Genomic DNA, 26,037 nt, shown 5'->3' on the forward strand with positions numbered 1-26,037 from the left:
AAATTGGCACAAAAAAACGATAATAATTTTCTACAAAAACTTAAAGATATTGATCTTAATGAAATTTTTAGTAGTCTTAAAGATTTAAAAATAGAGGATCTGAAAAATATTAATTACAAAAGGTTGTTTTATGATATTCGCAAATCTAAGTACTCCAAACCAATATTAGGGATTACTTTTGCTGGATTATTATCTGCCTTTGTTTTAATACCCAAATTTGAATTATTAATTTCAACGCGTAAAAAGTTAAAGGAGTTTAGAAAAGAATCTCAAAACTTGCCCATTAAGCGTTCTCAATTAAAGAAGGCAGAGAAAGAATTTAAAGAAGTTGAAAAAATAATGACAGACGTAAACAATTCCTTTTTGAGAAATAATCAATTAGTTTTTATTACCCAACTTTTGAATAAAGTAGCTAAAAAATCTAATGTAAAGATCAATTATTTTTCACCAATAATTAATCCTGATTCCTCGAAATTATGTAAAAAGTCAAAAATACAACAGCAATCAAAACAATTCAAATCTAGAAAAAAGAACCAAAATTCATCCAAGAAAGGATCAACTTTAGAAAATTTTTATGAGGTTAGTTTTAGTTCAGATTATTTAGATATCCTAAAATTCCTTAATTTAGTTCAGGAATATAATGTCACTGTTATACCTTATTGTTTAGAAGTTGAATCAGAAATAAGTATCCCAACACAAATTCCCAATCAGGATATTAAAAATGAATCTTTAATTATTCCATTGGATGAATTAGGTAAACCTATTAGTAGCTCTAATGAAATTGATAAAATAGTAGATGACGCTAACTTAGGAAAAGTAATCACAAGGATTATTTTCAAGATACCCTCTTACACGAGATGATATATTTATAAAAATAAATTACATCAATATACAGAAAACAATACTGAGGAATAAATAATTAGTCCTAAGTTAGTACAAATTGCTATTATTATAAGACATATAATGCTGAACATTGTATCCGCAAAGAAAGTCGATTCAAAAATCAATAGCTCTACTAGTTTTCACAAGCCTTTTTGGAGCACCTAACATTGCGCAAGAAATATTTTTTACCGAACGTCATAAAGAAATTTCTCTCAATCATGGTGAATCACTTTTACCTGAATCGAAAATTACTCATAACGATAATGCCTCAAGAAATCAATATCAAAATCAATTAATTTCATCTTATATAGTTAATCCTAATCTTTTAGACATAGAGGGTCCAAAAGTTTCTTTAGTTTTCAAACAAGCTAAAGCAAAAGAAATATTTGAATATATGGCAAAAATAGCGAATTATGGATTTGTTTGGGTTAAAAATAATCCTAATGATGAATCCAAGACAGATAATGAGCGCCTGATATCTATGACATTGAATGATGAGAGTTATAACAAGGCATTTAATGCACTACTACTAGCTAGTGGTTTGCAAGCAAAATTACATGATAATGTCCTTTATGTTGGACCTAATGTAAGGAATACTGTATTTACTAAAAGAGCTACAGATGTTTTTCAATTGAATCAAATAAGTGCTAGTTCAGCTGCTGATTACTTAGCCAATCTTGGTGCAAGTGTTACAAAGACATTTACCATCACAACTTCAGTTACTTCTGGGACGTCTCAGTCTCAAGCTGTGCAAGGAGCTTCTACTTCTTCCACTACCACAGATCAATCAGAAACTTCTGTAAAAGTTTATGGAGCGGGTATTGGTCCATTAGTTGGACTTATTGCAACAACTGATGAAAGACTACAAACTGTTACCATGGTTGGGGAAGAACAATTAATAACATTAGCGAAATCATTTTTGGAAAAATTAGATATTAGACAAAAACAAGTTGCTTTAAGCGTTAAAGTATTGGATGTAAATTTATCTGATAAGAATTCATCAATGAAGGATTATGGAGGTACTTTTGATGATGCATTTATTATTGGGACACAGGGGAAAATTAAATCTGCATTTGGAACTTTTTTACCAACCTTTCCTGATGCAGGAGCTTCCGGAACTGTAAATCCAGGTTCCACCTATCCAAATAAATCTTTTTTTGGATTGCTTGAGGCTAGTATAGAAAATGGATCAACCAAGGTATTAGCAAGCCCAACTTTATTGCTTAGTGAATCTAAATTAACTGAAGCGGGCAATGATTCAGGTATTGGTCGAAAAATTGGTAGTGAAGGCTTTGTGGTTATTGGAGATAAGGTGCCAGTAGATGCTTCTCAAGGAGAAGGCGGAGCATGTACATACAGTTATGACACAGTTGGAGTAAGTTTAGGAGCTAAAATTTTAGGTATTGATGAAAATAATTTTGTTACTTTTACTATGACGCCAATCGTTACTGGCATATCAGGAAGTTTTAACGTTGTTGGATGTGGATCAGTTTCAAAAATAAATAATAGAAGGTTAGATACAGGAGCTATCCGTATTAAAGACGGAGAAACTCTTGTCCTTACAGGCATAATTCAAGAGACAGATGTTGATACAACTTATAAATATCCAATATTAGGGGATTTGCCATTACTAGGTGCCTTATTTAGATCGAAACAAACTAATAATGATCAAAGAGAATTAATTATTTTAGTTACTCCTAAAGTTCTTGAAGACGATACAACTGTTAATAATAAAAAATATGATCTTAAATTCAGTGACGAAAATACTAAAAACTTATATGAAGAATTGAAGTAATAATAATAAAATATGCATTCTATTTAATGTGTACACAATAAGATTCTGCCCCTTCTGATATTGAACCTAACCATTGTTCCCGAAAAATATTTTTTGAACTTTCGCAAAAGTTGTTAAAAAGAGATATGCTATCGATCAACAAAGCTCCAGTTTCACTTTTGCTTCTTGTGAATTGATTATATTCATTAACTATATCTGCATATTCCCCTTCCACTGATCCAGCACATGATTGCTGAATAGATGCACTAACGGTTGTAGGCTTCCAAGCGCTTAAAATAATTAATTGGCCGACATATTCTGATTCTAGAATTCTGCAAATATCATCCCAAGGATCTATTGCTGTTTCTCCTTCTGCCCTCAAATTGTCTAAATAATTTAAGGCAAGAATCTTATTTGAAGAAGAAAGTTCTTGCGGACCATTTTCAAATAAATAATTTGAAATGCTATTGTTGGCAATAATTTGGACATACATCTTATTTTGTTCTGACAAATTATTTGATGCTGGTAATTGATTAATATGTTGCTTTAGGCTTGATATCGTATATTCAAATAAATTTTTACCATTAATTACTGGAGATAATACTTCTGGATTGCTAATTGATTGCCAGTTACCGTTAATTATTTCACCGTTATAGTGTAGATAATCCTCATGCATATAAAATGAATTATCTATTAGATAAGTTACTTTATTAGATCTTAAACAAATCCCAAGCCAGCAGCATTGACCGCCAAAGCATGATGGCGAATTATTGAAATTATTGGCATCAAGTTGTGAAAGATTAATTTGTCTTTCATCTTGTATTGAACTAAAACCTCCAATAGAAGCTATGGATCTTAATTGATTATTTTGAATTCCTTGCTGGGGATCCCATGCTTCAATTTGTATTTCGATGGCTTTTTTAAACTCATCGATGCAAAATGAAATCCCTTTTATTGTGTTTAAAGAATCCCATCCATTGGGGCAATTAATTTTTTTATATTCCGTGGATGACGTTATTCCATCTAATAATATTGTTTCTTGAAATTGTGCATAAGAAGGTGAGATATAATAACCTAGATCATTATATTGAGGACCATATCTTATTAATGTATAAGGTAATTTCTCATTACTTAAGCTCGGTCTTAGAGAGTAAACTATTGGACACTCAACTTGATTTAAATTAAATTGATCGCCTTGAGGTTTATAATCACTTTTTGTAAGTGCTTGATTAGGCAGACTTATTGCGAATAGGAATTCTCCTTCATTAGGCGAGGTACAATTACTATTAAATTGAGTTATGTCTGCTTCATTATCAATAATTCTTTTGCTTGATTTAACTTCATCTAAAATAAAATCAAGAGTATCATTTATTCTTCCATTTATTCCCATTTGAGTTTCATCAATTTTATTTCCTTTTAATGCAATTTGCAATATTGAGAATCCAATACCTATGGCCGTTACTGAAATTGCTCCCGCAATAATTAGTTCAATAATGGTAAAACCATTTTTTTTATCTATCTTATTTTTCATTTGATTTAAGATGATTCACATTTATCTGCACTTATATTATTATTAAGATCAATCTGGCTGACTGGCATTTCAGAGGAAATCCAGTTTCTGTCATTAAATTTTCCTTTAATGATATGACCAGTTGGTGATTGTACAATCAAGCAGTTAAGCATTCTTGCACCGCCACTAAAATATTTTGATCCTATTACGATTACTATGGGTCCATCTGAGCTGACTCTACCATTCGGAGTTATTCTAAAGTCTTTATTGATAATTTGAAAAATAGAATTATTTATAGCTGGTGCTAAAGAATTAATTGTTCCAGAACTTCCACTACAGGAAACATCATAACCATAATAGTTTTTATCATTTGACACTCCGTTATGAGAAATATAGTTTGTACTTATAGTACAAATAGCTCCCCATCTTCTTGCATTTAATCTAACTACCCTTAAATATTCTCTTAATTCTCGCGTATAGGAATTAACTTTCTCAGTTCTTATCCAATTTAGAAAACTAGGTAACATCAAACCAGAAAAAATACTTATCATTCCAACTACAATTATTAATTCCACTAAAGTAAATCCCAGAGATTTTTTATTTAACGTAAAATTTTTTTTAAAAGATTGGTTCATTCTAGATAATTTGCTCGCACCAACTATGTGCTTCTGGATTTAGGTCGATACTTAACCAATGCTTATTATTTGTTCCCCATTGGACACTATAATTGACTGTCGCTATTGAATTATTAAGAGATTCATTATTAACGGGAGCAGAAATATTTAGTTCTCTTGTTATTAAAACTGTACCACCACTAAAAACTTTGCTTCTTTCTTTACCTGGTCGCCATGATTGAATAATTGCGTTTTCTGTACCTGTATCAATGGTCCAACTTGGAATATTAATTATATTTTCAAAAAAATCATTGCATTCGTTTTTAGATAATAAATACTCCCCTTTATTTTGATCATAAAACATAGCCCATAAATCTAATTTTAATCTTTCAATATCTCTCTCAATTTCTTTGTTTACTGAACGAATAAGATTAGAAGAATGTACCGTGCCCAGTCTTAAAGATGAGAAATAAATTCCATACGTAATAACTCCTGCTAAAAGACTAATACTAAGTATGCCATCTACGAGTCCAAAACCATTACTTTTCATTTTCATATCTTGATGTTTTATTTGATTTAATTTCGCAAGGATATTCATTGAAAATCCCTTAATGTATCCCAGAGAATAATGGATTTTCCTCTGTAGTATTTTATTCCCCAATTAAATTCATTGCCATGCCATTCTTTTATTTTATCTATAAAGTTGTTTGAAAACTCCCATGTCTTGTATCCTGTATTGTCAAAACATAAATTTTTAACCCATGCTGCACCAGTAAAATCCCGTCTTGAATCTCTATTAATTGCCTGAACTTGTATATCAAATGCATCCAACCAAACTTTTGCTGAATTGAAATCTTGTAAATCATTTCCCAAATTGATATCGTTGAAATTATTTTCAGGATTTAGTATTGCAAAATTCCCTGGATAGGAATACATCATGTTTTTGTTATTTAAACGATTGATGTTAATTGTTTGAAAACTTCTTAGATGATAATTCCCAGTTGAATTATTAAAAAGGAGAAATACATTATTTGTAGAAGAATTAAATTGTGTTCCTGGAGGTAAATTATCTACTTTTTCCCCTATTCCTATAACTTCAATATTGTTATTTAGATTATTTTCTTGCAGTCCTCCATATGATATAAGTCTTAGGTCAGAGTTTAAAATAAGGTTGGTAATCTGGTCGCCAACAGAATTTCCGAGTGTATTTTTTATATATCCATATGATCCTCTTGAAGTTATTACTAGTCCAGCATTGCTTCCTTCTTCCTCATTGGTAACTTGCACCCAATTATTATTGGGCTCTACTGAAATAAAAGTTGTCTTAGGGCCATAAATAAAAGCACCAAATTTTTTTGCAGACTCGTCACCAGTGTTGTCGATTAAAAAACTATGCCCAGGTAAAAGATTATTATCTATTGGATAACTAATATTTGCGTAACTAAGATTATTTTTTAAAACGACACCACCGTTATAATCTTCTCTATTACAAACCAATTTGTTTGTTTCGGATTGGTTTTTTTGTTTAAAAAGTATTGTAAGGTTTTCTGGTTTTCCTGTTCCGCATTCTTCAGTTCCATTCTTATGGCAGAAAATACCTTCATTACTTATATCAATATCTCCCATTATTTCAAGAATAACTTTTGATTCATCTGTTGTGGAGACTTCGAATACTGAACCAGGGCCTTTTGAATATAGTGAATATATACGAAACGTTTTTTGAGGTAAATCTTCAGCATCTAATTTGCATTTAGTATTTATTTTTTCATAATTTTTTTTAGTACAAATTACTGTTCCAATATCAATGACATTTTTTAATCTAGGTTGTTTTGGGAGACTTAAAGGTTGGATCCATATTCCCCCATTAGCGGTATCAGGTAATAAAGAATCCTCTCCTTTTGCTAATTCTTTTACGTTTTGGCAGTCATTAATATCCTCAAGATTCATCCTCCATATTATTGAGCCTTTTGCATTATCAAATGGAATAATATTTAGATTCCCAAGAAAAAATGAATCTTTTTTGTCAGAATTATTTTCACCAATACCAAAAAAACCAAATCCTGATTCAGAAGTATCACTATTAACTTGAATATTTACTCTTAGTTTATTTGAAGCGGATTCATTAGTGCTATTTATTGGAGAGGACACACCTTCTATCAGAACTGAATTAATCCCAGAATTTTCCGTACCTATATACTTGGTGGAAATCAAATTAAATGTCTGTGAAAATTCTTTTTCTGTATAATTTGTTGTGTTGCCGATCGTATTTGAACCAATGAATAAATTCCTAACTATTTGTTGTTCTTCTGACCATGTGAAATTTTCATTAGGAGGACAGAAAGGGGCCTTTTGTCTGCCAACACAGTTTTCTTCATCATTACACCAAGAATCGTCAGCCCAATATTGATTAGCGGGTATAGGTATATTTGTAGATTCACATTCAGTAGATTTATCAGAGCAATTATTAACAATCCAAAAGTAATTAAATAATCTCCCCTGACTATTGTCATTAAGTAGTGCTCTTAATTTTGATATACCCGAATAAGAAGATGATTTAGCTAGAAGTTCTTGTCTATTTATCCTTGAACCTGTTAAACCTAATATTGATGCAGCCATTAAACCACTTACACCAACAGCAATTCCTATACCTATTATGAGGATTTGTGGTAAAGCAAAACCTTGATTATTTTTTTTATATATGATTTGTGAATATTTTTTAAAGATCAACATTTAAACGATATAAATTAGTAAATCTCTACAATGAAGCAACTAATTATTGATCTGATTATGAATTCCCATCTATACAAGGACGCCAAGTTCTTTGACCTTTACCGTTAGCCTCGGTAGCAGCTTTTGCAGTAAATTCATATACCTCAGTAAGTGCTTGTTGGGGAGCATAACAACCTGTCACAGCACTACCATTACCACTGTATGCAGTCCCATTTGGATTGGCCAGTACTTGAAATTCCTGGGTAGCTCCTGTACCGAAGACTCTAAATGAAACTGCATAATGACCAGATGTAGAAGTAAATTCAAAGTCTCCATTCGCTAGACCTACTGGATTAGCATCTTTGCAAACTGCCGCTCCTTGTGTATCATGACCAGTTGCATCACATTTTTGAAATTTTGCAAATTCTGAAATATCTAGATGGTCTTCAGGTAAACTGCCGTATTCAGTCTGATAGGCAGTAGCTGCTTTTATCAAAGCAGATACAATTCCTGTAGCTTCTTTCTGTTTTGCTTTATCAGCAGCAGTCATGAATTGTGGAATTGCTATTGAAGAAAGAACACCAATCATCATTACTACAACAATTAGTTCTACTAAAGTAAAACCATCTTCTGAGTTAATCTGATTAAGGGATGAGAGACTTTTAATTTTATTGATTCTAAGTTGAGGTCTCAAAAATTTTGAGTTTAGAAATTTTTTCATTTTTTTTTAAAAATGATTAATATTATTATAAATTCTACTATTTCTTGCAAAATGTGACAATAAAAAGGAATTTATTGATAACCAATTATGTGAATTAAATCTTTATTTATATACTTTTTAGTATTAAAGATAAATAATTTAGTAGTTGATCTGGAGAAAAATGTTTCTTAAAAAACAAGAAATATCGAATCATATAAAAACAATAAGAATAATTGAAAACGGCTTCTCAATAATTGATCTTTCTATTGCGATCACCGTTATTGGATTTTTAGCAGTAATGGTTATTCCAAATTTTTCTCCTGCTCTTGAGTTTGTTGAAGTTTTAGTTGCCGAAAAATATTTATTAAAAAGCGTAAGGGAATGTCAATCAGGTTTAATTAAAAATGATTTATCGACTCAATATGATTTACCAGAAAATAATTCTGGATTAGGAATTTTTAAAAATAATAAATATCTTTTTTCTTATACTGGGAATCCAGGTGAATGCATCAACCTAAGCACTTTAGAAGAAAATAGAATTCGTGTAACAAGATCTAATATTAGTCAAAATTTAGAATATTCTTTAATTATAAATTTAATTTCTGGGGAGAAAACTTCTGAAGGCCAACTCCCCGGCTGGCTTGATTGGTGGGAAGGGGTATATTCGCCAATTATTCCCGAAAACGATCCTCTATTAGATGAATTCCTATAAATTCAAAGTATTATTTTAAATCATCTTCAATTCTAAAATGTAAATCTTCTGCAGCAAATTGCCAATAATGTTTAGTCGATAAAATTAATTTATCAATACTCCGCAAATCAACCTCTAACCACTTAGGTCCTAAGTGTGATAAATGAAATACATCTTCAAATACTTTTTCCCCTTTTCTGTAAGCTTCTACTTTTAGTTCCTCTCCATTTGCCTTACTCCAAGAAACTGTAAAGTAACCCCCTATGAAATCAAATTTTTTGCCTTTAAAAGCTTCAATGGTTACAGGGTGCCCTGAACTGCTATAGGCTATTCCATGGCCACTATTCAATATATTCACATATCCTGGACCTCTTGCGCTTTTATTATTTATTGCCAAAAGATAATTCCATTTTAATCCCAAGTGTCCGTCAGGAATTTTCTCAAGATCTGAATATTGAATCCAATCAAAGTTTTCTATTTTCAATTTACCCGAAATTGGCAACTTATTTTCGCCAGCAAAAATATTCATTAACTCGATTGGAGCATGACTGACATTAATGATTTTTTTTTGCACCCAATTTATTGATTTACTTTTGAAAATCAATTGCCATTTTCCTTTATAAACAGGAAATATAAATTCACCATTTTTCCCTAACTTAATATGTTTCTTTTTTTTAGTTGGGCTTATTGCTTTAATAGTTAAATCACTCGGTAATTTCCCGCCGCCACTTTTAATTTGTCCTTTTATGGTTAAATTTGGGGCTAAGCCAACCCAATTTGGAGGCTCATCTGCAATTACCCCCCCAGGAGAGCCAATCTTTCGCAAGAAAACTATTTTTTGAGTTTTGTTGCCAGTTGTTATTCTCCAATTTGGTGGTTCTAAAACTTTAAAAATATATTTTTCATTATCTTTATTTATATGCCTATAGTTTGAACTTCCTAAGGCCATTTTGAAGTTTGAATATCCGTTTGTATTAGATTTTGCAATAACACTCATTCCATCTGGTTTAATTAATTCGGTTTCAACTCCTACCATAGATTTATCACCTAAATCATATATTCCATTTCTATTCCTATCATGGAAAACATAAACAGATATATTTAGATTTCCAGGTTTGAGACGATTAAAATCACTTTTCTGATAAGGCTCGGCATTAACAAAAATATTGATTGAAGATAAAGAAACTATAAAAAACTTGATAAAAAATTTCTTAAAAATTGAATTCTTAATATCTAGAGTTTTAATTCTTTTAAAGTATTTTGATAAATTAATTACCATTTTATAAATCATTAATTTGTTACCTAAACCAAGGAGGAATTAGAGATTCATTTTGATTTATTTCAAGTTTAGGGTTGTCATTTGTTTCTTCTAAGTTTTCTCTCTTATTAGAAGTATTAAATTTTTCAACGGTTTTAGTGATAGTAATTTTTTGTTTGTTTTCACTACTTCCTGGAAGTGATGTTTGTTCATTGATATCAGATATTTGACTATTTCTATTGCCGGAGCCATTCCCTATTCCATTCCCAACTCCATTTCCAACTCCATTTCCAATTCCATTTCCAATTCCATTTCCAATTCCATTTCCAATTCCATTCCCAATTCCATTTCCAATTCCATTTCCAATTCCATTTCCAATTCCATTTCCAATTCCATTACCTCCAATTCCATTACCTCCGATTCCATTACCAACTCCATTTCCAATTCCATTCCCAATTCCATTCCCAATTCCATTTCCAATTCCATTTCCAATTCCATTTCCAATTCCATTTCCAATTCCATTACCTCCAATTCCATTACCTCCAATTCCATTACCTCCGATTCCATTACCTCCGATTCCATTACCTCCGATTCCATTACCTCCAATTCCATTACCAACTCCATTCCCAATTCCATTTCCAATTCCATTTCCAATTCCATTCCCAATTCCATTTCCAATTCCATTTCCAATTCCATTCCCAATTCCATTACCTCCAATTCCATTACCTCCGATTCCATTACCTCCGATTCCATTACCTATGCCATTCCCGTTTCCATTACCTATGCCATTCCCGTTTCCATTGCCAATACCTCTATTTTCTCGAGAACTGCAAGTTATATAATCTTTTTCTCCTTTATCAAATCCTGAAAATTCTTTAACTAAACTCACACCACTTGTGGGACTATAACAACCAATAACTGCACTCCCATCATCCTTATAAGTTAAGCCATTTGGATTAGCCTTAACTAGAAACATTGAACCCTCTTCCTCGCTAAAAGTTGAGGAAATCTCAATTTTGTAATTACCAGATGGCGAGAAAAAATTAATATCATCTCTTTCAACAGGCGTAGCTCTCAAATCCTTACAAGATAATCTTCCATATATGTCAACATCATTCGCATTACATTTTTTTAAACTTGTAAATTTTATTAATTCGCGGATAGATGAAGGTAAATAAGCATATAAGCCATAATTTGATTTTGCAGCTTTGAGCATTGAATTTACAATTAAGGTAGCTTCTTTTTGTCGGGCTTTATTTTGTGAATAATTGAATATAGGGACCACTATCGAACCGGTAATGCCAAGTAGAGTTATTACAAGTATGAACTCTATATACGTAAACCCGTTAATTTTTGAGTTCTTATTTAAAAAGTATTTATTAGTTTTATTTATAATTTTCAAAATTAAATTTTTAGATTTCTGTAAAAAATGCTCTCAATATTAAAGGAGCCACTGAAATTGACTTTATATCTTTCCCATCACCATAGACCTCCAAATTTCTCTGAGATTTTATATTGATAGTACCTTTTGTATCTTTGTTTAAGGTAATTGGAGGAGATAATTCTACATTGTAAAAAAGAAATTTTATTTTTTCTCCATAAGTTTCTATATAATTTTCATTTAAACCAATTGCAGTTAATTTATATCCGTTATAGTTCAAATCACATCTTGAGAAAGTCCCGCCATTATTATCGCAGTATTTATTATCTAAATTGTTTAGACCCCGCCAATTTTTTAGTTTTTCGCTAAACTTTCCCGGAACTTTGAAATTATCTTTTACTTTGAAAACATTTTTAGGGCCTTTTCTTCCAGTGATCCATGAATAATCATTTGAGGTGAATTTTCCTGAAACAGTAAATTTATTTTTAAAAATAATGGAAATATATTTATATTCTCTATTGTCAAGCGTGTTGTCAGGTATTTTTAATTTCAAGTCATTTGTTAAGTTTAATTTGCTGGAATTATTTGTCTTGTCAAACAAACTTAAGCATAATGAGCCTGCATAATCTGGAGTAGTCCTGAAATCTGGAAATGGATTTTTCGAACAAATATCTAATTTTTGAATTTCTACCTTGTAAGATGAGGCTTTTATGAGACAAGGGGGGCCTTTAGGAACTTGACTTTTACAATTTAAAATTGTTGCTGATGAGTATAAAGGGTTTATACGCAAAGAAGTAAAACTTATTAAATAAGCTATTAAAAAATATGATAATTTATTTCTTTTCATGATTTAAAACTTTTCAATTTTAATTTCTTTTCAAATTTATTTGATTATTTTATACCTAATTTTGGATCAATCCAAAAACATTTTGACTTGAATATAAAATAATTTTTGTTTTCTATTATCTCAAATGTCTTTTTAGATAATCTTTTTATATTAATAATGTGTTTAATTTTTCTATCATTTTTTGAAGAATCATGATCATATTCAATTGTAGTGATTATTAATTTGTTATTCATAAGTTTTGAATAAAATTCAGTTGAATCTTCACTAAAATATCCTGATTCGAATCTTTCATTTTTCAGGAAAAATTCGTCTTTTATATGATCATAAAAGTATAAATAACCATTATTTCTATTAAAAATATAATCATTATATTTTTTTTCTTTTATATTTGATTCGCATCTTAATGCTTGAAAACTCCTAAATATTATTGGATTATTTTTTGAACATCCTATTACAAAAAATATAAAGAATAAGCATAATTTATTTCTTACCATAATTTTCAAGAAATACGTTAAATGACTTCTCAAGAAGTTAATCTTTTAAGCTACCTGATCTATTTCATTTATCTTAATCCAACCCTCTTCCTCAAGCATTGTCAGTTTTTTTTGAGCTCTTTTTGTTGTTAGTCTTTTCTTAAAAATTAACTGCTTATTATTCGATTTAACAATTTCCCAATAAGCTACAAAACCTTCATTTAAAGGGTTATTTACATCGCTTTCAAAAACCACTAAGTTGCTCTTATCTTTATTTATTAGAGAAACTTTTGGATACATCAAAACATGAAAATATCTAATTTCAGTTAACAACCTGATTTTGTTGTGTCAAGGAAAAACCTTCCGAAACTTGAAAATATTATTTAAAAATAATAATTTATATAGTAAGAACCTACTTTAAAAAGAAGTATCAAATTTACAGTGCTTTCAGAGAGATTATTCCTTTTTCTTTCTTCTCACTCAAGCATTATATACATTTTAAAATTTAATTGTTGGTCCTCTATCCGTATATATTTGTACCTCAAACCGTACATATTTTATAGACAATTGCTTATCTTACTTAGTTAGAACTAGTGGTAGTTGACATAAGTCAAATGCCTTCAACACCGATCAAATCTTGTAATAAATATGTGTTGAGTTACAAAGATTCATTAAACAATACACATCAAGTCGGCTTCTATGCTCGCGATGCATACGATTGCCTTATGCTTGCGAGAGAATTTAACTCTTATGTGCATGACCATCCAGGGTCTGTAATCAGAATCCAACAAAAATTTTGAGGAAATTAATCATGAATTTGAAAAGATCAACAATTTTAATTCAAAATAAAAACTTAATAAATCTTAAAAATAAAAAAGAATATCCAACTATTGCAGATCTAATGAATGAACAGAAAGTAACAAGTTATGAAGCGAATTCAGTTCACTATAGAAGAGATTTAGATTCTCTTGGTTAGTTTTTAAATTCCTAATCAGTTATGAATTTTTAAAATTACCATTATCAACCCTTAATTAAGAAAGAATACAAATGGATTACACCAAAGGGTTGTAACAGGAGTGCTCAATCCTAAATTGAATCTCATAAAGTTTCCATGGATGAAGACAAGAACGGTACAATTCCAACTCAAGATTTATTACTCCTCTATATAATCTTAATGCAGACCACATTTATTGATTATCAGCCTAGAATTTTATTCATAACAAAGAAAGATCTATCCCTCTTTGTTAGATAGACAGTTAATCAGTTAAAAGATTAAGTTTTAGCGCGAGGCGGCTTCAATTTCTTTATGGACCGAGAGAAATTCTTGATCTGTTAAAACTGGTGTAACTTCAATTTCTACACCAAAATTATCGACCCAAATATTACTCCATTTCCAAATGTTCTGATGGTTTGAAGATTCAACTATTGCCCAACCGTTGGCTCCTTCAGGATTTACTACTCGATTAATAACTTTAAAGCCATCAAATTCATCACCTTCGCATCCTCCTTCCACAAAACCCGCGAAAGCTTCTGCCCCTTGCATATGGCTTTCTTGATCTGGGAATTGCCAGTGAACTATGTATGTTTGCATGAATAAAATAATTTTTTTAATTATCAATTATCGCATTTAAAAAATAAATAAAAAGTCTTTAAACACTAATTAAAAAGGGCTTAAGCCTAAAAGGAAAAATAGCAAAAAAAAAGACTCTTACGAGCCTAGGTGATGGGGACTCCTATAATGACAAATTAAACAGAAACATACAACCCCATCAATAGGTAATTTTAAATGCTTACAAACACCATATGTAGTGCTTGGATTTTACAAAAGGCTGGGGAATGGGGATTATCCCGCTTTTTAAAATTTATTTTTGGGGAAGCTAACAATATTTTTTTCTGGAAAAGTTTACTTTAATCATTAACGACAAATATAGGTTTAAAGTGTTTGAACCTTTTGAAGATAATACAAAGCCCTCTTGCATCTTTAATGCAAATTTTATTTCTTAAGGTTGTATTTATAAGCGATCAAGAAAGCCAGTTATGAAAGGCTCTAGGGTTGAATCTATCGAAGAAGCAAGAAACGAATATAAAAAACTTTTAGAGGAAGGGTGGGAAAAAACTTATAGATTCAAAAGTTTTTTTAGAAAAAATGGTGAATAGGTCCTTTACCTAAAATTTGACATTATTTAAAATTAATTGCTAGATAAGCTTCAGAATGGAAGATTGAACATGAAAAATGACATTTATTCAAATATTAAAGATTCAGATGCTTTGGAAAGTTTTTTTGAATGTATAATTTCTTGTAGCATCAATAGTGAGGGAGTAGATTGCGCAACAGCATGATATGTAAAACATTTAGAACCAAACAATATCGATTACCCTCTAAAATTTTCATAAGCAAAGCTTATTGATAATTGTTATATTTTATTGATGTTATTCCCACCTCCTCAAGTTATTTTTGGTTTATTGCTTTTATCTATAGCAGTAGTTCTTATCTGGGATATTAGATACAATCCTTTTGGAGAAGACGAAGACGGAATTTAATCTTCAACTAGGAAGTTGATTTGTAGGTGGTGCGTGAAATTGCCGTTTCTTTCTTTTGAGTCTTTTGTAAGCGACTAAAAGACCTAATAATAACAATGTAATAGCTATTGAGTTAATCATATAGGTTAGTTTTATATATATATAAACAAATATGTTCAAAATATCAATGACTAAATTTATTTTTTCAGATAGTGATTAATTATGGACTAATTTTTAATATTTAGCTTTTTCATTAGGTACCTAAAACAACCAAAAGAGAGTGCTTATCTGACCAAAAGTAATTGCTATGCAATAAGAATCACTTTTTCTTATTTCTCATTTGATATTGCAGAACAGCTTTAAGATGTTGTACTTCTTTTTCTAAAGTCTCAATTCTTTTTTCTAGTTCTTCATTAGTTGGCATATATGTAAGAGATAAATTCCTTGATATTTATACCATTAAAAAAGCGACTTGTTACCTATGTTAATTTTCTAATAAGTAATAGAACCTATTGATGGGAATAATCTCTCTAGATAAATTATGCAGAGTATAAATTTAGGGGTAATTTATGAGTGGAGATTATGAGACACTAGAAATAAATCAACCTAAAATTACATATTTTCAGAAAAGATCCGAAAATAATACAGAATGGTTAGATGAATTAATCAACCAAATTGAAGATATGAAAAACAATATATCCAAATCTTCTTAATGATCGAAAAAGAGTTGAAGGAATTAGAAGAATTTGCAAAAGAAAATGGATATAATGACGAGCTAAAAGATATATATTTAAAGGAAGTTATTGACAGAAACAAAGAATACTAATGAGATCAAATTTTCGACCAAATATTCGACTAGCTACGAACATTCTTTTAGTTATTGGTACTTTTGCTATTGCTTTAAAAATTGCTCCAATAGCAATGGTATATCAGGAAAAAAATTTATGTATTAATTATTTAAAACATCAAATAGATCGAGACAAACTTATCAAAAGACTAAAATTAGTTAAACAAGCAAATCCATCTAGTATTTGTGACTCTATCCTTAAAAGTTAAAAATGCGTATTATTCTTAGAAATTTTAAATTTTTTATTTTTTTATTTTTCTTATCTCTAAATTTCAATAACTATTTTCTTGCACATATGAGGGGTACATTTCTTTCTGAGGAGGAAGCTGAAAAAAGAGCTTTAGAAATTGGTTGCGAAGGAATACATAAGAATCAAGATAAATGGATGCCATGCAAAAACGAAAAAGAATTACATATCTATTTGAGGAAATAGATGGAAAAATTAAAAAAAGATCAAAGAAAAATTCACAGAAAAATAACCGCAATTTCAGCAATCCCCTTACTAATTACTATTGTATCTGGGACTATTTATAGTATTCTTCAACCATTAGGAGTAGATGCTTTTTGGTTAATAAAATGGCATACGGGTAATTTTGGCATTATTAATTTGCAACCTTTTTATTCGATATTTCTTGGTATAGCTTCAATAATCTCAATAATATCTGGCGTTAAACTATTACAAAAAAAATCTTAGATATATTCTAAGCCAAGCAAAATCTAACTAATTAATACTATTTGCGCCCCCACTTACTAAGAAAATTATCGCTCCTAGTGCCATTGTTGCTACACCCATATAAGGGTATTTCTTAATTCTTGATTTAGTAATTGGAAGCCATGAAAGGTATCTATCAGATTTATTTAATTCATTTTTTTGTCTAGGTGGCAATCCTAATTCTTCTCTTCTTTTAGCTTCGCCCATAATCTTAAATTTGTTTATGTATCAATATTAAAAATTATGTTCTAAACCTGCGAGTTAACTTTATTAAAAACAGAGGTCATTTATAGATAAACAAATTATTTTAAATTTATTTAGCCTTCTTTAAATATAGATTCTTTGTATTTGCCTGATCTGATGTAAATAACAAAATTAAGATAGTTCCAACCAAAAATGAAAAAATCATTGTCAAACCAACAACTTCAACCATTTCACTAGGCAGATAATTTAGAAACATTAATGAATAGATCTCTTATCTTAAACTTAGCAATTGTATTTTTTATGTAAAGTAAGTATTCCTCCTTAAATTTCAAAAAGAACTTTCTGAGACTTTTTAATCTTTATTTATTTTTATTTGCGGGATAAATCTACTTCTAGCCGATCACAATTTTCTTACTTAGCTATTCCTATTTTCTTAAGCAATTTCAGGTAAGGCAAGGCCCAATTACCAAAGGTAAAAGAGATTGTCGTATTTTTCGGAGTTGGTAATAATGTTTTAGAACGTGTAGAGGCTAATTTAGAAAATATCTTAATAGTCTCTGCTTCTAGATTATCCATATACAATTTTTTTTGAACACCTCGATCTTTCTTTTGGGGCAAATAATTTTCTATAAACCATAAAACTTGATCTAAATTTGATTTATTGGGTAAGGTTTTAATTTGTTTATTTTTCTCTTTAAACATATTTGTTTACCTCTTAATTACTGAATTAAATTTGCCATTTATATAATTTAAATCAATAGTAAAAGCATCAAAATTATGTTGTTTTTAATAATCGATAATCGAAAAAATAAATTAATAATTACTTTGTTTTTATAAAAATAAAAAAAGAGAGGGCTAAAACCCCCTCTTAATTAATCAGTTTCAAAAAAGAATTTAATTTTTTGAGTCTTTCAATTTCATTTCTTTTTGTGTTTTCCTGATTCTTTCTTCAAAGACGGATCTTCTGTATGGAGTAACTTCTCCACTTTTAGTAGCCAAAAGTTGGGCTTCATAAAGCCTATTGGCTCTTTTGATTTTTTCTCTTATTTGTAAGAGGTTATTCATGGTCTTTTGCAGTTAATGAGAATCCCGTTCCCTACTCCCATTTCATGCGTCCAGAGATATAAACTTGGATGAACGTTAGTGAATAATAACATCTTTAAAAAAATTCCGCGAGAGTAATTTTTACTAAATTTTTCTCAAAAAAATAAATATTGAGTAGAAAGTATAAATAAGGTTTTAATATTTCCTAAATTAGGATAAGAAAATTGTTTGCGAACCATCATTATTATCCTGAATCACTATTTTTTTATTTGGGAAAATATTTGATAATATTCTTTTCAAATTTGAATTATCTGAAGGAATTATATTACTCATATTTTTTGAATTAATTTTCCAATTTTCATCTACAAATAGCTCTTTATCATCCCCTTTTTCATTCTCCAGTGATGTCTTATTTAGAATCCTAAGTAACATTTCTGAATCATAATCTTTAAATTCTTCAGGGTCCTCTTTAAAATTTTTAATCATTATTTAGAAATCTAATGTTTCTAAATCTTGCATAAGAAATTTGAAGAATACAAGGTATTAATTACCTAAAAATTTCTCTTAGAATAAAAAATTCGGATGAAATTAGAATAATTTTCTTTAGAAAATTTAATTCCAAAATAGCTAAAGAATGATATTTAAAAAAATTAATTAATCATTTACACCATTTATTTACTTGTTAGGTTGCAATCAAGGGATTCAGAAAAGATGCCAAGAGTAATTAACAAAAAAATTAGACTTTTAAGATGGTTAAACTCAAGCATGATACTACCATTTATCATTATGGCTGCATCCTCATCAATTATTCTTTATGGTGTTTTATTTATCCTTATAAAATAGTTTTTAAATTTAAGCAGCTAAGTTTTCCTCAGATTTAGACATAATTATTGCAGCTTTTTTTAATAAACTAACTACTTCTTTTCTTCCAACTGCATTATCCGCTTGACGAATTATTTCATCATATTTTTTATTTATTTTTTTCATAAAAAGTTTTAATTTAATCTAAAATTACAACACCATTTGATGGTGTCAATCGTAAATAATTCTCATATATTATTTCTTTGATTATTTTTTCACAATAAAAATTGCTCATTTATTATCCTTCAAGTTTCTTTATTGATGATGCCAAAAAATCATAAATATCAAAATTAATAATCCTTTGAATTAAGCTATATTGAAGGATTTAAAAACATAAAATAAACCTCCGATTAGGATCAATATTGCAGCTCCATAAAAAAGAAAAGGGATAATTGGATATTTATACAAAGTAGACCTTACTTTTTGTTGTATGGCTTTTTTATCAAGTTGAGGCAATTTTATATCTTCAGTTTTTTTTCTAGGCGGAATACCTAAATTTTTTCTTCTCTTTGCCTCTCCCATAATTAAAAATGAGGTATTCCCATACATTTTAAATAATTGTTATCAGCTAAATCTAAAATTTGATTCCATTCTTCATGAGATGTTTCCAAATTATTTTTAAAATCTTTTTCAAATTTAAGGATACATCTTTTTTCTATATTTTCTGGAGAATTATAATTTCTTAAAAAAGAAACACTCAAATACGTTAATGATGAAAAAACTACAATTATTTTAGCAATCCTAAAATTATTCATATCTTAGATGATATTGCCTTATAAATAAATAAGGTACTTGTTGGTTTTATAATTAATTTAAACTATTAAAAACAATTATCAAATGATTAATTCGGTGAATTTTAACCATTTGCCTATTCAGGATTTGGTTGTTTCAGGGTTAATAATCTTTATAATGTTGACGATTATTGCCAATATTTATGACCCATTATTAGGAATAAGTTATGCATTTGGGAATATACTTACTCTTACTTTTTTGAGCTGGTTATACAAAGAAACTTGGAGTGATCCAAGGAAATAAATCTAATTAAGACAAAAGATAAATTAAAACTACTTCTGTATTTTTAATTTTGAAGAATACTTTAAATTAACAATGTAAGTTGCAACGAGAGAAAGTATCAAAAAAAATAATAAGCTTTCCAAAGTGGATTGGGGCATAACCATGAGTAGTACCAAAAATGATATATCTTTAGAGAAACGAATTCTGAAAAAAAATCAACCCTTTCATTATTTTTTATACTCAAACTTATAAATTTAATTTCTCTTATAAAAACTTAGAGATTTAGGTTGATATTAATTTGAAAAATATTTTTCTGCCCTCCTAAAGGCTTTTATTGCTCCTTTATAATCAAGATTTTTTAATCTTTCCTTACTTTTTTGTTCCAACATTTTTACTATCTCATTTCTCTTTATTTCATCAATTTTCAGCTTATGATCGAATATAAGATCAAATTTTGAAGAATATAAACTAGATAATTCTTCTCTATATTTTTCAATAATTTTTTCATCACAAGATTTGGATTTCAATATTTCATTAGCCTTCATTTTGTCATCTATTGCCCCTTTAAAATTTCCTAGTTTAAATTTCTTTTCACTTGATCTCGTTAGCTTGATAATATCTCCCAATATCAATTCATTAGAATCGTTCATTTATTTATCTGACACTAGGTTAATGCTATCAGAATAAAGAAAAGACAACTTTTTTAATACTCAAATAATTAAACAATTAACCAATAACAAGTCCTTTTTTAAGAAGTAAATCAAAAACCTCCACACTTTTTGTTTTCCCAAATTTGGGGGGCTTGTGTAAATCTAATATTTCAGCAAGGCACATAATCCAATAAGTATCTTTTTTTAAATTTAGACCCTCGCAAATATGGGTTGGGGCCGATTTAAAACAGCCAAAATCTGTTGATATATTAATGTTCATGATTTGAGTTTCAAGTTCCAGACTTAAAAGTTCTATTTCTTGCTCAGAAAGGGATGTCCCAAAAGAATATGATTCAATTAAAAGTTGATAATTCATAAAAGATTTATTTTTCAAGAAATCCATCGAGTTATTTTTGTACCCGCATATATATGCCCTGAAGCTTCAACAATAGGTTTTGTTTCAGGGTTCATAAAAATATCGTATAGAACATTTTTTGGTCCTTGAAAAATTACAGTCGCGCGTTGAGGATCATCTAATGATTTACCAATATAAAAAGTTTTAACTCCCATTTCTTTAAACATCGACTGCTGTTCCTCAGCATTCATATGAGATTCATATTGTTCAAAAGTATTACTTAGTTGAAAATCTAAAATAGTCGTTTCAATAGTCATAGCAATAATGAGATGTTTTTTAGATTTTAAATCTTTTTGCAAAAAAATAATTGAATAAAGATTAGTTTTTATTAAGCAATGTATTAACTAATTTTTATTTATGGGTTATAAATCAACTATAAAAAACAGATTTTAATTTTGGACTCAAAAATTTCTCCAAGAGAACAATGGACTAGTAAGTTGGGATTCATTCTTGCAGCTGCTGGTAGCGCAGTAGGTCTTGGTAACCTCTGGGGTTTCGCCTACAGAGCCTCTCAAGGTGGAGGTGCTGCTTTTGTACTTTTATATATACTAATCGTTATGATTGTCTGCCTTCCGGTATTTGTTGCTGAGATGGCTTTAGGAAGAAACGCCACTGCAAGCACATTGCTCGCACCAGTAAAGTTAGCTGGGAAAAATTGGTATCCATTAGGAATTCTTTTCTTTATAGCTCCCTTGGGAATAGCATCATATTATTCAGTCATAATGGGGTGGACCGCAGATACCTTGTTCCATTCATTATTTTTTGGATTACCAAAAAATTTAAGTGAAGCAGAAGCTTTCTTTGGCTCAATTAGTAGTGGTAGCAGTGTTTTATTGGGGCACCTATTAAGTCTTGTTCTTACAGCCATAATAGTTTCATCAGGGATAAAAAAAGGAATCGAAAAGGTTACACGATTCTTTATGCCTATACTTTTTATCATTCTTCTATCGCTAGCAATATGGGCCACTTCACTTTCAGGCGCATGGGAAGGATACAAAACATTTTTGTTTAAGTTTGACTTTGATGAATTAAGGAACCCTCAAACAATAAGAAATGCTTTTACACAAGCTTTCTTTTCTTTAAGTTTAGGAATTGGAGTTATGGTGACTTATGCTTCCTATTTAAATAAGAAGAGTAATCTTCCAAAACTAAGTGTTGGAGTTGCTTCATTAGATACTTTGGTGGGTCTTATGGCAGGACTTATTACTTTTCCTATTGTTTTAACATTTGGTTTAAGTGATGCTATTTCTGAATCAACAGTTGGTGCATTATTTATATCAATTCCTACGGGCCTTGGTTCATATGGAGCGGTTGGAAGAATTGTAGCTGTTGCATTTTTTGCACTAGCTTATATTGCAGCAATAACTTCCTCAGTTTCATTATTGGAAGTTCCAGTTTCCTCTTTAATGGATAAATTTGGTTTTAAAAGAGAAAAATCTGTTTGGCTGATAACTCTTTTCCTATTTTTAGCAGGCATTCCTTCTGCATTGAACTTAAACATTCTTGGAACTATTGATTCGATTTTTGGAGGAGTATTACTTATCTTTGGTGGATTCTTGGTTACTTTCTTTATGGGATGGGTAGTACCTGGAAAGTTTAATGAAGAACTTAGTGATTCAAAAGTAGGCATCAAAACGACACGTTATTTAAAATTCATGACAAGGTGGGTTGCGCCCCCAATTATTGGTTTTGGACTATTTATTAGTGTGTTTGATTTGCTCAAAGGCTGGGTAAGTTAAAAATATATTAAAAATAATAATGTATAAAATTGAATTAATTTACTGCGATATAGTGCAAAAATAGGGGGTAGGCACAAAGCTTTAAGCTATTAAATTTCTTATATGTTTTTTGAGAATTTTGAGCGAAATAAAAAAATTTAATCAAAAAAACAAGTATTACCAATGACTTCTATTAAAGGCTAAATATTATGAAAATTTCCTTTTGAAATTTTTAAGAGGCAAAAAGTTTTTTCAAGACAATAAATATACTGCAGAACTTTTTTTTAATGAAGTATTAAATTTTAACTTCTATTTAATCTCAAACGTGTCGGCAAAAACCATCCTTAATAGAATCTATATAAAATAAATTTAGATGTTTAATTTTAAGAAATTTGAACGCCTACAAGAATAGATAACAAATTTGATGTCTACAAAATCTGATTCACTAAAGGGAAAGCTTACAGAAAATTTTTCTGAATTTTCTCAACTATCTGACTATTCTTTTATAAATTCTCTTAAAGCAGATCCTCAATCAACAAAAGATGGAAATGATCATAAGCCGCGTTCAGTATATTCAGGTCATTACGTACCAGTTGTTCCAACCGTTATTCCAGAACCAGAATATATTTCCCATAGCAACAAACTTTTTAAAGAACTAAATCTAAGCTCAGCTCTTACTAAAGACGAGAATTTTTGTCGTTTTTTCTCAGGTGATATTTCTGTTGCTAATTATCCAATGAGTCCTGTTGGTTGGGCAACAGGTTATGCATTATCAATTTACGGAACTGAATATAACCAACAATGTCCCTTTGGCACTGGCAATGGTTATGGCGATGGCAGAGCAATTTCTGTTTTTGAAGGTTTATTCAATGGGAAAAGAATGGAAATGCAACTTAAAGGAGGAGGTCCCACTCCCTATTGTCGAGGAGCAGATGGTAGAGCTGTCTTAAGATCTAGCGTTCGAGAATTTCTCGCACAGGAATTAATGGATGCCTTGGGAATCCCTACCTCAAGATCTTTAACACTTTATGTCTCACGTTCAGAAATAGTTAGAAGACCGTGGTATTCCGAAGGGTCCAGATATTTTGAACCTGATATCATGATTGATAATCATGCGGCAATTACTACGAGAGTCGCTCCATCTTTTTTACGTGTAGGCCAGATTGAACTTTTTGCAAGACGAGTTCGTAAAAATGCGCATGATGAGGCCCTCAATGAACTAAAGATGATAGTTCAACATCTAATTGATAGAAATTATAAAGATGAAATTGAATATGAGATTTCAATTGAAAGTAAAGTAATAAAACTGGCTTCTTTATACAGATCAAGACTTATATCACTTATAGCCAACTGGATGAGAGTTGGTTATTGCCAGGGTAATTTCAATAGTGATAATTGTGCTGCTGGAGGTTATACCTTGGATTATGGCCCTTTTGGATTCTGTGAATTATTTGATCCAAGATTTCAACCATGGACAGGTGGAGGTGAACATTTCTCATTTTTTAACCAGCCTTCTGCAGCGGCAATCAACTTTAAAACATTCTGTTCCTCTCTTAGTCCGTTACTTTCACAAAGCAAACAAGATCAAGAAAAGTTAGATCAAATCGAAAAAGACTTTTCTGAATTAATGAATAAGGAATTGATGAAAATGTGGGCAAACAAGCTTGGTTTAGAACATTACAACGAAACTCTAATAAATGAATTTTTTAATCTCATGGTCATTTCAAAAGCAGACTATACAATTTTGTTCCGTAAACTCTCTGAAATACCTGATAACTTAAATTCTTTAAAAGAGAGTTTCTATTTACCAATTAATGATGAGCTCAATAATAGGTGGGAAGTATGGCTTGAAAACTGGCAATCAGTCTTGAAGAAAGAGGGAAATATTAAAGAAAAATCGACATCAATGAAATCCCTTAATCCAGTCTATACTTGGCGCGAATGGATGGTCGTTCCCGCATATGAAGAAGCTGAAAAGGGGAATTACAAAAAGATAAAAGAGTTACAGGATGTCTTTAGTAATCCATATATAGAACAACCCTCAGAAATAGATCAAAAATATAATCAACTAAAACCAAGCCAGTATTTTAACTATGGAGGAGTATCTCACTACAGCTGTTCTTCATAAAAGTTTAATCCTCATACTGATAGAACAACTTTGAGAAAAATCTTATTTATTTATGGCCGTAGGCATTCCAACTACTGATACAACTCCCACGTGAAGTATGGCCGGCTTCTTCCCAACACTTTTCACATAGTGGGGCCCCCCATTATTACTCTCTATAAATGCATCACCTGCTTTAAAGAAATTAATTTCTTCACCCCTCACATGCTTTAATCTTCCTCTGGTGACATGAATCAACATTGGGGAAGGATGAGTATGAATTGGAGTTTTCAAGCCAACTGGAATTTTTACTTTTAAGAGTCTTAATTCAGGCTTACCCTCGAGATAATTAAAATTTTTACCACTTAGTCCTTTTGAACTTTGAATAATAGGTATAACTTCAATCTTTTCTTCTGCAAGAGAAGGTTTTGGTAAAGCTAAAGTCCCAATTAAAAGGAAGCAAACTGGAATAAATTTCTTTAATCTCATTAGATATTTGAGTTTCACTAATAATAGGTAGTTTGCAAAAATAATAAACTAATTTATTTTTTATATAATTTTTCTAATTGCTTAATTTCCTCTCTTAAATCCTTACCTCTATTATTTAATTTATTATTCTTAATAACTATTGGGATAATCCACCAGGCTTGAAGACCTAAAAAGATAAATACTAGGATCAATAATTCAAAAGTACCAGGCTGCATTTGATAAATAACCCTTCTTTGTTAATAACATTATTCTAAAAGTTATTAAACATTCATGAGATATTAAATATTTCTAGGCTGCCTCTAATTCAATGTTAAGTTCAATTCCCTTTGAAATGATTGCTTCTTTAAATTCAATAAGTTTGGAAATTATTCTCTGCTTCTCAGGTTCAGTTTTATGGATATCATCTACAACTTCCTGCATTGCAAGTGTTACTTTTTGTAGTTTGATTTCTAGATCTTCCCTGTAATTCATAAACTTAAAGAAATTATCTTATTTATTAAAAAACAAAATAATTATTAGTAAATAAGTACTTAACCTTAAAAGGATTGACAGCAAAACAATGAGGATATAATTTATAGTACAAATGTATTAACAATCAGCCAGCCGATTAAAGGTAAAGT

General features: G+C 30.1%; 36 protein-coding genes and 1 pseudogene. 13 read left to right on the plus strand and 24 right to left on the minus strand.

Annotation, left to right across the window (positions count from 1 at the left end; genetic code table 11):
• Positions 1–3: 3 nt before the first annotated feature.
• Together JJ844_00215 and JJ844_00220 are read left to right on the plus strand one after the other, a co-directional pair.
• A complete protein-coding gene (locus JJ844_00215; protein MBO6974102.1) occupies positions 4–861 on the plus strand; it encodes a hypothetical protein in 858 nt (285 codons plus the stop codon).
• 112 nt (positions 862–973) lie between these two features.
• Complete coding sequence (locus JJ844_00220) at positions 974–2,677, plus strand: type II secretory pathway protein (GenBank protein ID MBO6974103.1); 1,704 nt, start codon at positions 974–976, stop codon at positions 2,675–2,677.
• A gap of 19 nt (positions 2,678–2,696) precedes the next feature.
• On the opposite strand, the gene JJ844_00225 is transcribed toward JJ844_00220, so the two are convergent.
• From JJ844_00225 to JJ844_00245, 5 genes are read right to left on the minus strand one after another with little or no spacing between them, the layout of a single operon-like run.
• A complete protein-coding gene (locus tag JJ844_00225; protein MBO6974104.1) occupies positions 2,697–4,187 on the minus strand; it encodes a hypothetical protein in 1,491 nt (496 codons plus the stop codon).
• A 5-nt stretch (positions 4,188–4,192) separates the two neighbouring features.
• A complete protein-coding gene (locus JJ844_00230) occupies positions 4,193–4,801 on the minus strand; it encodes a prepilin-type N-terminal cleavage/methylation domain-containing protein (GenBank protein MBO6974105.1) in 609 nt (202 codons plus the stop codon).
• Between the two features lies 1 nt (position 4,802).
• Positions 4,803–5,378 (minus strand): hypothetical protein, encoded by a 576-nt coding sequence (locus JJ844_00235; protein ID MBO6974106.1) that lies wholly within the window; start codon positions 5,376–5,378, stop codon positions 4,803–4,805.
• On the minus strand, positions 5,375–7,510 hold the full coding sequence (locus tag JJ844_00240) for a hypothetical protein (GenBank protein ID MBO6974107.1): 2,136 nt from the start codon (positions 7,508–7,510) through the stop codon (positions 5,375–5,377). The genes JJ844_00235 and JJ844_00240 overlap by 4 nt, the downstream gene beginning before the upstream one ends.
• 55 nt (positions 7,511–7,565) lie before the next feature.
• Entirely contained in the window at positions 7,566–8,210 is a 645-nt protein-coding gene (locus JJ844_00245) for a prepilin-type N-terminal cleavage/methylation domain-containing protein (protein MBO6974108.1), read from the minus strand.
• Positions 8,211–8,370: 160 nt separating this feature from the next.
• Here JJ844_00245 and JJ844_00250 point away from each other — a divergent pair, with 160 nt between their 5' ends.
• Positions 8,371–8,901, plus strand: a complete 531-nt coding sequence (locus tag JJ844_00250) for a type II secretion system protein (protein MBO6974109.1) — start codon at positions 8,371–8,373, stop codon at positions 8,899–8,901.
• Positions 8,902–8,911: 10 nt separating this feature from the next.
• On the opposite strand, the gene JJ844_00255 is transcribed toward JJ844_00250, so the two are convergent.
• The 5 genes from JJ844_00255 to JJ844_00275 all read right to left on the minus strand — a co-directional run bounded on the left by JJ844_00255 (position 8,912) and on the right by JJ844_00275 (position 13,139).
• Positions 8,912–10,159, minus strand: coding sequence for a hypothetical protein (locus JJ844_00255; GenBank protein MBO6974110.1), 1,248 nt, complete (start codon positions 10,157–10,159; stop codon positions 8,912–8,914).
• 19 nt (positions 10,160–10,178) lie between these two features.
• Positions 10,179–11,423, minus strand: a complete 1,245-nt coding sequence (locus JJ844_00260) for a hypothetical protein (protein ID MBO6974111.1) — start codon at positions 11,421–11,423, stop codon at positions 10,179–10,181.
• A 127-nt stretch (positions 11,424–11,550) separates the two neighbouring features.
• Complete coding sequence (locus JJ844_00265) at positions 11,551–12,366, minus strand: hypothetical protein (GenBank protein ID MBO6974112.1); 816 nt, start codon at positions 12,364–12,366, stop codon at positions 11,551–11,553.
• A gap of 44 nt (positions 12,367–12,410) precedes the next feature.
• Positions 12,411–12,860 carry a hypothetical protein gene (locus JJ844_00270; protein MBO6974113.1) on the minus strand — a complete coding sequence of 150 codons (450 nt, stop codon included), beginning with the start codon at positions 12,858–12,860 and terminating at the stop codon, positions 12,411–12,413.
• Between the two features lie 45 nt (positions 12,861–12,905).
• Positions 12,906–13,139, minus strand: coding sequence for a hypothetical protein (locus tag JJ844_00275; GenBank protein MBO6974114.1), 234 nt, complete (start codon positions 13,137–13,139; stop codon positions 12,906–12,908).
• Positions 13,140–13,453: 314 nt separating this feature from the next.
• Here JJ844_00275 and JJ844_00280 point away from each other — a divergent pair, with 314 nt between their 5' ends.
• Positions 13,454–13,639 carry a hypothetical protein gene (locus JJ844_00280; GenBank protein ID MBO6974115.1) on the plus strand — a complete coding sequence of 62 codons (186 nt, stop codon included), beginning with the start codon at positions 13,454–13,456 and terminating at the stop codon, positions 13,637–13,639.
• A gap of 11 nt (positions 13,640–13,650) precedes the next feature.
• Complete coding sequence (locus JJ844_00285) at positions 13,651–13,815, plus strand: hypothetical protein (GenBank protein ID MBO6974116.1); 165 nt, start codon at positions 13,651–13,653, stop codon at positions 13,813–13,815.
• Between the two features lie 303 nt (positions 13,816–14,118).
• Here JJ844_00285 and JJ844_00290 read toward each other — a convergent pair whose 3' ends face one another.
• The gene (locus tag JJ844_00290; protein MBO6974117.1) at positions 14,119–14,430 is read right to left on the minus strand and encodes a DUF3303 domain-containing protein; all 312 of its coding nucleotides are present in this window, start codon (positions 14,428–14,430) and stop codon (positions 14,119–14,121) included.
• 302 nt (positions 14,431–14,732) lie between these two features.
• On the opposite strand from JJ844_00290, the pseudogene JJ844_00295 reads away from it, so the two are divergent.
• The 5 genes and pseudogenes from JJ844_00295 to JJ844_00315 all read left to right on the plus strand — a co-directional run bounded on the left by JJ844_00295 (position 14,733) and on the right by JJ844_00315 (position 16,900).
• Positions 14,733–14,996: pseudogene (locus JJ844_00295) on the plus strand (DUF1651 domain-containing protein).
• 932 nt (positions 14,997–15,928) lie between these two features.
• On the plus strand, positions 15,929–16,072 hold the full coding sequence (locus tag JJ844_00300; GenBank protein ID MBO6974118.1) for a hypothetical protein: 144 nt from the start codon (positions 15,929–15,931) through the stop codon (positions 16,070–16,072).
• Between the two features lie 112 nt (positions 16,073–16,184).
• Positions 16,185–16,415 (plus strand): hypothetical protein, encoded by a 231-nt coding sequence (locus tag JJ844_00305; protein ID MBO6974119.1) that lies wholly within the window; start codon positions 16,185–16,187, stop codon positions 16,413–16,415.
• Positions 16,416–16,501: 86 nt separating this feature from the next.
• Positions 16,502–16,639, plus strand: a complete 138-nt coding sequence (locus tag JJ844_00310; protein ID MBO6974120.1) for a DUF3721 domain-containing protein — start codon at positions 16,502–16,504, stop codon at positions 16,637–16,639.
• Entirely contained in the window at positions 16,640–16,900 is a 261-nt protein-coding gene (locus JJ844_00315) for a hypothetical protein (protein MBO6974121.1), read from the plus strand.
• Positions 16,901–16,927: 27 nt separating this feature from the next.
• Here JJ844_00315 and JJ844_00320 read toward each other — a convergent pair whose 3' ends face one another.
• The 7 genes from JJ844_00320 to JJ844_00350 form a co-directional block, all read right to left on the minus strand.
• The gene (locus tag JJ844_00320; GenBank protein ID MBO6974122.1) at positions 16,928–17,125 is read right to left on the minus strand and encodes a DUF2839 family protein; all 198 of its coding nucleotides are present in this window, start codon (positions 17,123–17,125) and stop codon (positions 16,928–16,930) included.
• 106 nt (positions 17,126–17,231) lie between these two features.
• Complete coding sequence (locus tag JJ844_00325) at positions 17,232–17,378, minus strand: hypothetical protein (GenBank protein MBO6974123.1); 147 nt, start codon at positions 17,376–17,378, stop codon at positions 17,232–17,234.
• A 155-nt stretch (positions 17,379–17,533) separates the two neighbouring features.
• Positions 17,534–17,824 (minus strand): hypothetical protein, encoded by a 291-nt coding sequence (locus tag JJ844_00330; GenBank protein ID MBO6974124.1) that lies wholly within the window; start codon positions 17,822–17,824, stop codon positions 17,534–17,536.
• Between the two features lie 192 nt (positions 17,825–18,016).
• Positions 18,017–18,187, minus strand: a complete 171-nt coding sequence (locus tag JJ844_00335) for a hypothetical protein (protein ID MBO6974125.1) — start codon at positions 18,185–18,187, stop codon at positions 18,017–18,019.
• Between the two features lie 189 nt (positions 18,188–18,376).
• Positions 18,377–18,652: a hypothetical protein gene (locus JJ844_00340; protein MBO6974126.1), complete on the minus strand. Its 276-nt coding sequence runs from the start codon at positions 18,650–18,652 to the stop codon at positions 18,377–18,379.
• 681 nt (positions 18,653–19,333) lie between these two features.
• The gene (locus tag JJ844_00345) at positions 19,334–19,549 is read right to left on the minus strand and encodes a DUF2839 family protein (protein MBO6974127.1); all 216 of its coding nucleotides are present in this window, start codon (positions 19,547–19,549) and stop codon (positions 19,334–19,336) included.
• 2 nt (positions 19,550–19,551) lie between these two features.
• Positions 19,552–19,782: a hypothetical protein gene (locus JJ844_00350; GenBank protein ID MBO6974128.1), complete on the minus strand. Its 231-nt coding sequence runs from the start codon at positions 19,780–19,782 to the stop codon at positions 19,552–19,554.
• An 82-nt stretch (positions 19,783–19,864) separates the two neighbouring features.
• On the opposite strand from JJ844_00350, the gene JJ844_00355 reads away from it, so the two are divergent.
• Entirely contained in the window at positions 19,865–20,062 is a 198-nt protein-coding gene (locus JJ844_00355; GenBank protein MBO6974129.1) for a hypothetical protein, read from the plus strand.
• Positions 20,063–20,334: 272 nt separating this feature from the next.
• Here the strand turns inward: JJ844_00355 and JJ844_00360 are convergent, their stop codons facing one another.
• From JJ844_00360 to JJ844_00370, 3 genes are all read right to left on the minus strand, one after another.
• Positions 20,335–20,691, minus strand: coding sequence for a hypothetical protein (locus JJ844_00360; protein MBO6974130.1), 357 nt, complete (start codon positions 20,689–20,691; stop codon positions 20,335–20,337).
• A gap of 76 nt (positions 20,692–20,767) precedes the next feature.
• Positions 20,768–21,067, minus strand: coding sequence for a hypothetical protein (locus tag JJ844_00365; protein MBO6974131.1), 300 nt, complete (start codon positions 21,065–21,067; stop codon positions 20,768–20,770).
• Between the two features lie 14 nt (positions 21,068–21,081).
• The gene (locus JJ844_00370) at positions 21,082–21,363 is read right to left on the minus strand and encodes a DUF3764 family protein (GenBank protein MBO6974132.1); all 282 of its coding nucleotides are present in this window, start codon (positions 21,361–21,363) and stop codon (positions 21,082–21,084) included.
• A gap of 138 nt (positions 21,364–21,501) precedes the next feature.
• Between JJ844_00370 and JJ844_00375 the strand changes: the two genes are divergently transcribed.
• Positions 21,502–22,845, plus strand: a complete 1,344-nt coding sequence (locus JJ844_00375; protein MBO6974133.1) for a sodium-dependent transporter — start codon at positions 21,502–21,504, stop codon at positions 22,843–22,845.
• A 403-nt stretch (positions 22,846–23,248) separates the two neighbouring features.
• Positions 23,249–24,952, plus strand: a complete 1,704-nt coding sequence (locus JJ844_00380; GenBank protein MBO6974134.1) for a YdiU family protein — start codon at positions 23,249–23,251, stop codon at positions 24,950–24,952.
• A gap of 42 nt (positions 24,953–24,994) precedes the next feature.
• On the opposite strand, the gene JJ844_00385 is transcribed toward JJ844_00380, so the two are convergent.
• The 3 genes from JJ844_00385 to JJ844_00395 all read right to left on the minus strand — a co-directional run bounded on the left by JJ844_00385 (position 24,995) and on the right by JJ844_00395 (position 25,888).
• The gene (locus JJ844_00385) at positions 24,995–25,417 is read right to left on the minus strand and encodes a cupin domain-containing protein (GenBank protein MBO6974135.1); all 423 of its coding nucleotides are present in this window, start codon (positions 25,415–25,417) and stop codon (positions 24,995–24,997) included.
• A gap of 53 nt (positions 25,418–25,470) precedes the next feature.
• Entirely contained in the window at positions 25,471–25,632 is a 162-nt protein-coding gene (locus JJ844_00390) for a hypothetical protein (protein MBO6974136.1), read from the minus strand.
• 73 nt (positions 25,633–25,705) lie between these two features.
• A complete protein-coding gene (locus tag JJ844_00395; GenBank protein MBO6974137.1) occupies positions 25,706–25,888 on the minus strand; it encodes a hypothetical protein in 183 nt (60 codons plus the stop codon).
• Positions 25,889–26,037: the final 149 nt, after the last annotated feature.

Origin of the sequence: Prochlorococcus marinus CUG1435 (assembly GCA_017644375.1) — a bacterium.
In the GTDB taxonomy this organism is placed as follows: Bacteria; Cyanobacteriota; Cyanobacteriia; order PCC-6307; family Cyanobiaceae; genus Prochlorococcus_A; species Prochlorococcus_A marinus_AH.

Excerpts from the sequence above, each read along its gene's own strand:
- JJ844_00355 (MBO6974129.1), top strand. The coding sequence starts at position 19,865 with ATGATTAATTCGGTGAATTTTAACCATTTGCCTATTCAGGATTTGGTT.
- JJ844_00350 (MBO6974128.1), bottom strand. The coding sequence starts at position 19,782 with ATGAATAATTTTAGGATTGCTAAAATAATTGTAGTTTTTTCATCATTA.
- JJ844_00315 (MBO6974121.1), top strand. The coding sequence starts at position 16,640 with ATGGAAAAATTAAAAAAAGATCAAAGAAAAATTCACAGAAAAATAACC.
- JJ844_00250 (MBO6974109.1), top strand. The coding sequence starts at position 8,371 with ATGTTTCTTAAAAAACAAGAAATATCGAATCATATAAAAACAATAAGA.
- JJ844_00235 (MBO6974106.1), bottom strand. The coding sequence starts at position 5,378 with ATGAATATCCTTGCGAAATTAAATCAAATAAAACATCAAGATATGAAA.
- JJ844_00380 (MBO6974134.1), top strand. The coding sequence starts at position 23,249 with ATGTCTACAAAATCTGATTCACTAAAGGGAAAGCTTACAGAAAATTTT.
- JJ844_00390 (MBO6974136.1), bottom strand. The coding sequence starts at position 25,632 with ATGCAGCCTGGTACTTTTGAATTATTGATCCTAGTATTTATCTTTTTA.
- JJ844_00335 (MBO6974125.1), bottom strand. The coding sequence starts at position 18,187 with ATGAATAACCTCTTACAAATAAGAGAAAAAATCAAAAGAGCCAATAGG.
- JJ844_00340 (MBO6974126.1), bottom strand. The coding sequence starts at position 18,652 with ATGATTAAAAATTTTAAAGAGGACCCTGAAGAATTTAAAGATTATGAT.
- JJ844_00245 (MBO6974108.1), bottom strand. The coding sequence starts at position 8,210 with ATGAAAAAATTTCTAAACTCAAAATTTTTGAGACCTCAACTTAGAATC.
- JJ844_00365 (MBO6974131.1), bottom strand. The coding sequence starts at position 21,067 with ATGAATTATCAACTTTTAATTGAATCATATTCTTTTGGGACATCCCTT.
- JJ844_00325 (MBO6974123.1), bottom strand. The coding sequence starts at position 17,378 with ATGTTTCTAAATTATCTGCCTAGTGAAATGGTTGAAGTTGTTGGTTTG.
- JJ844_00285 (MBO6974116.1), top strand. The coding sequence starts at position 13,651 with ATGAATTTGAAAAGATCAACAATTTTAATTCAAAATAAAAACTTAATA.
- JJ844_00300 (MBO6974118.1), top strand. The coding sequence starts at position 15,929 with ATGAGTGGAGATTATGAGACACTAGAAATAAATCAACCTAAAATTACA.
- JJ844_00240 (MBO6974107.1), bottom strand. The coding sequence starts at position 7,510 with ATGTTGATCTTTAAAAAATATTCACAAATCATATATAAAAAAAATAAT.
- JJ844_00395 (MBO6974137.1), bottom strand. The coding sequence starts at position 25,888 with ATGAATTACAGGGAAGATCTAGAAATCAAACTACAAAAAGTAACACTT.
- JJ844_00290 (MBO6974117.1), bottom strand. The coding sequence starts at position 14,430 with ATGCAAACATACATAGTTCACTGGCAATTCCCAGATCAAGAAAGCCAT.
- JJ844_00320 (MBO6974122.1), bottom strand. The coding sequence starts at position 17,125 with ATGGGCGAAGCTAAAAGAAGAGAAGAATTAGGATTGCCACCTAGACAA.
- JJ844_00330 (MBO6974124.1), bottom strand. The coding sequence starts at position 17,824 with ATGTTTAAAGAGAAAAATAAACAAATTAAAACCTTACCCAATAAATCA.
- JJ844_00345 (MBO6974127.1), bottom strand. The coding sequence starts at position 19,549 with ATGGGAGAGGCAAAGAGAAGAAAAAATTTAGGTATTCCGCCTAGAAAA.
- JJ844_00385 (MBO6974135.1), bottom strand. The coding sequence starts at position 25,417 with ATGAGATTAAAGAAATTTATTCCAGTTTGCTTCCTTTTAATTGGGACT.
- JJ844_00370 (MBO6974132.1), bottom strand. The coding sequence starts at position 21,363 with ATGACTATTGAAACGACTATTTTAGATTTTCAACTAAGTAATACTTTT.
- JJ844_00230 (MBO6974105.1), bottom strand. The coding sequence starts at position 4,801 with ATGAACCAATCTTTTAAAAAAAATTTTACGTTAAATAAAAAATCTCTG.
- JJ844_00255 (MBO6974110.1), bottom strand. The coding sequence starts at position 10,159 with ATGGTAATTAATTTATCAAAATACTTTAAAAGAATTAAAACTCTAGAT.
- JJ844_00275 (MBO6974114.1), bottom strand. The coding sequence starts at position 13,139 with ATGTATCCAAAAGTTTCTCTAATAAATAAAGATAAGAGCAACTTAGTG.
- JJ844_00305 (MBO6974119.1), top strand. The coding sequence starts at position 16,185 with ATGAGATCAAATTTTCGACCAAATATTCGACTAGCTACGAACATTCTT.
- JJ844_00360 (MBO6974130.1), bottom strand. The coding sequence starts at position 20,691 with ATGAACGATTCTAATGAATTGATATTGGGAGATATTATCAAGCTAACG.
- JJ844_00225 (MBO6974104.1), bottom strand. The coding sequence starts at position 4,187 with ATGAAAAATAAGATAGATAAAAAAAATGGTTTTACCATTATTGAACTA.
- JJ844_00270 (MBO6974113.1), bottom strand. The coding sequence starts at position 12,860 with ATGGTAAGAAATAAATTATGCTTATTCTTTATATTTTTTGTAATAGGA.
- JJ844_00265 (MBO6974112.1), bottom strand. The coding sequence starts at position 12,366 with ATGAAAAGAAATAAATTATCATATTTTTTAATAGCTTATTTAATAAGT.
- JJ844_00310 (MBO6974120.1), top strand. The coding sequence starts at position 16,502 with ATGAGGGGTACATTTCTTTCTGAGGAGGAAGCTGAAAAAAGAGCTTTA.
- JJ844_00280 (MBO6974115.1), top strand. The coding sequence starts at position 13,454 with ATGCCTTCAACACCGATCAAATCTTGTAATAAATATGTGTTGAGTTAC.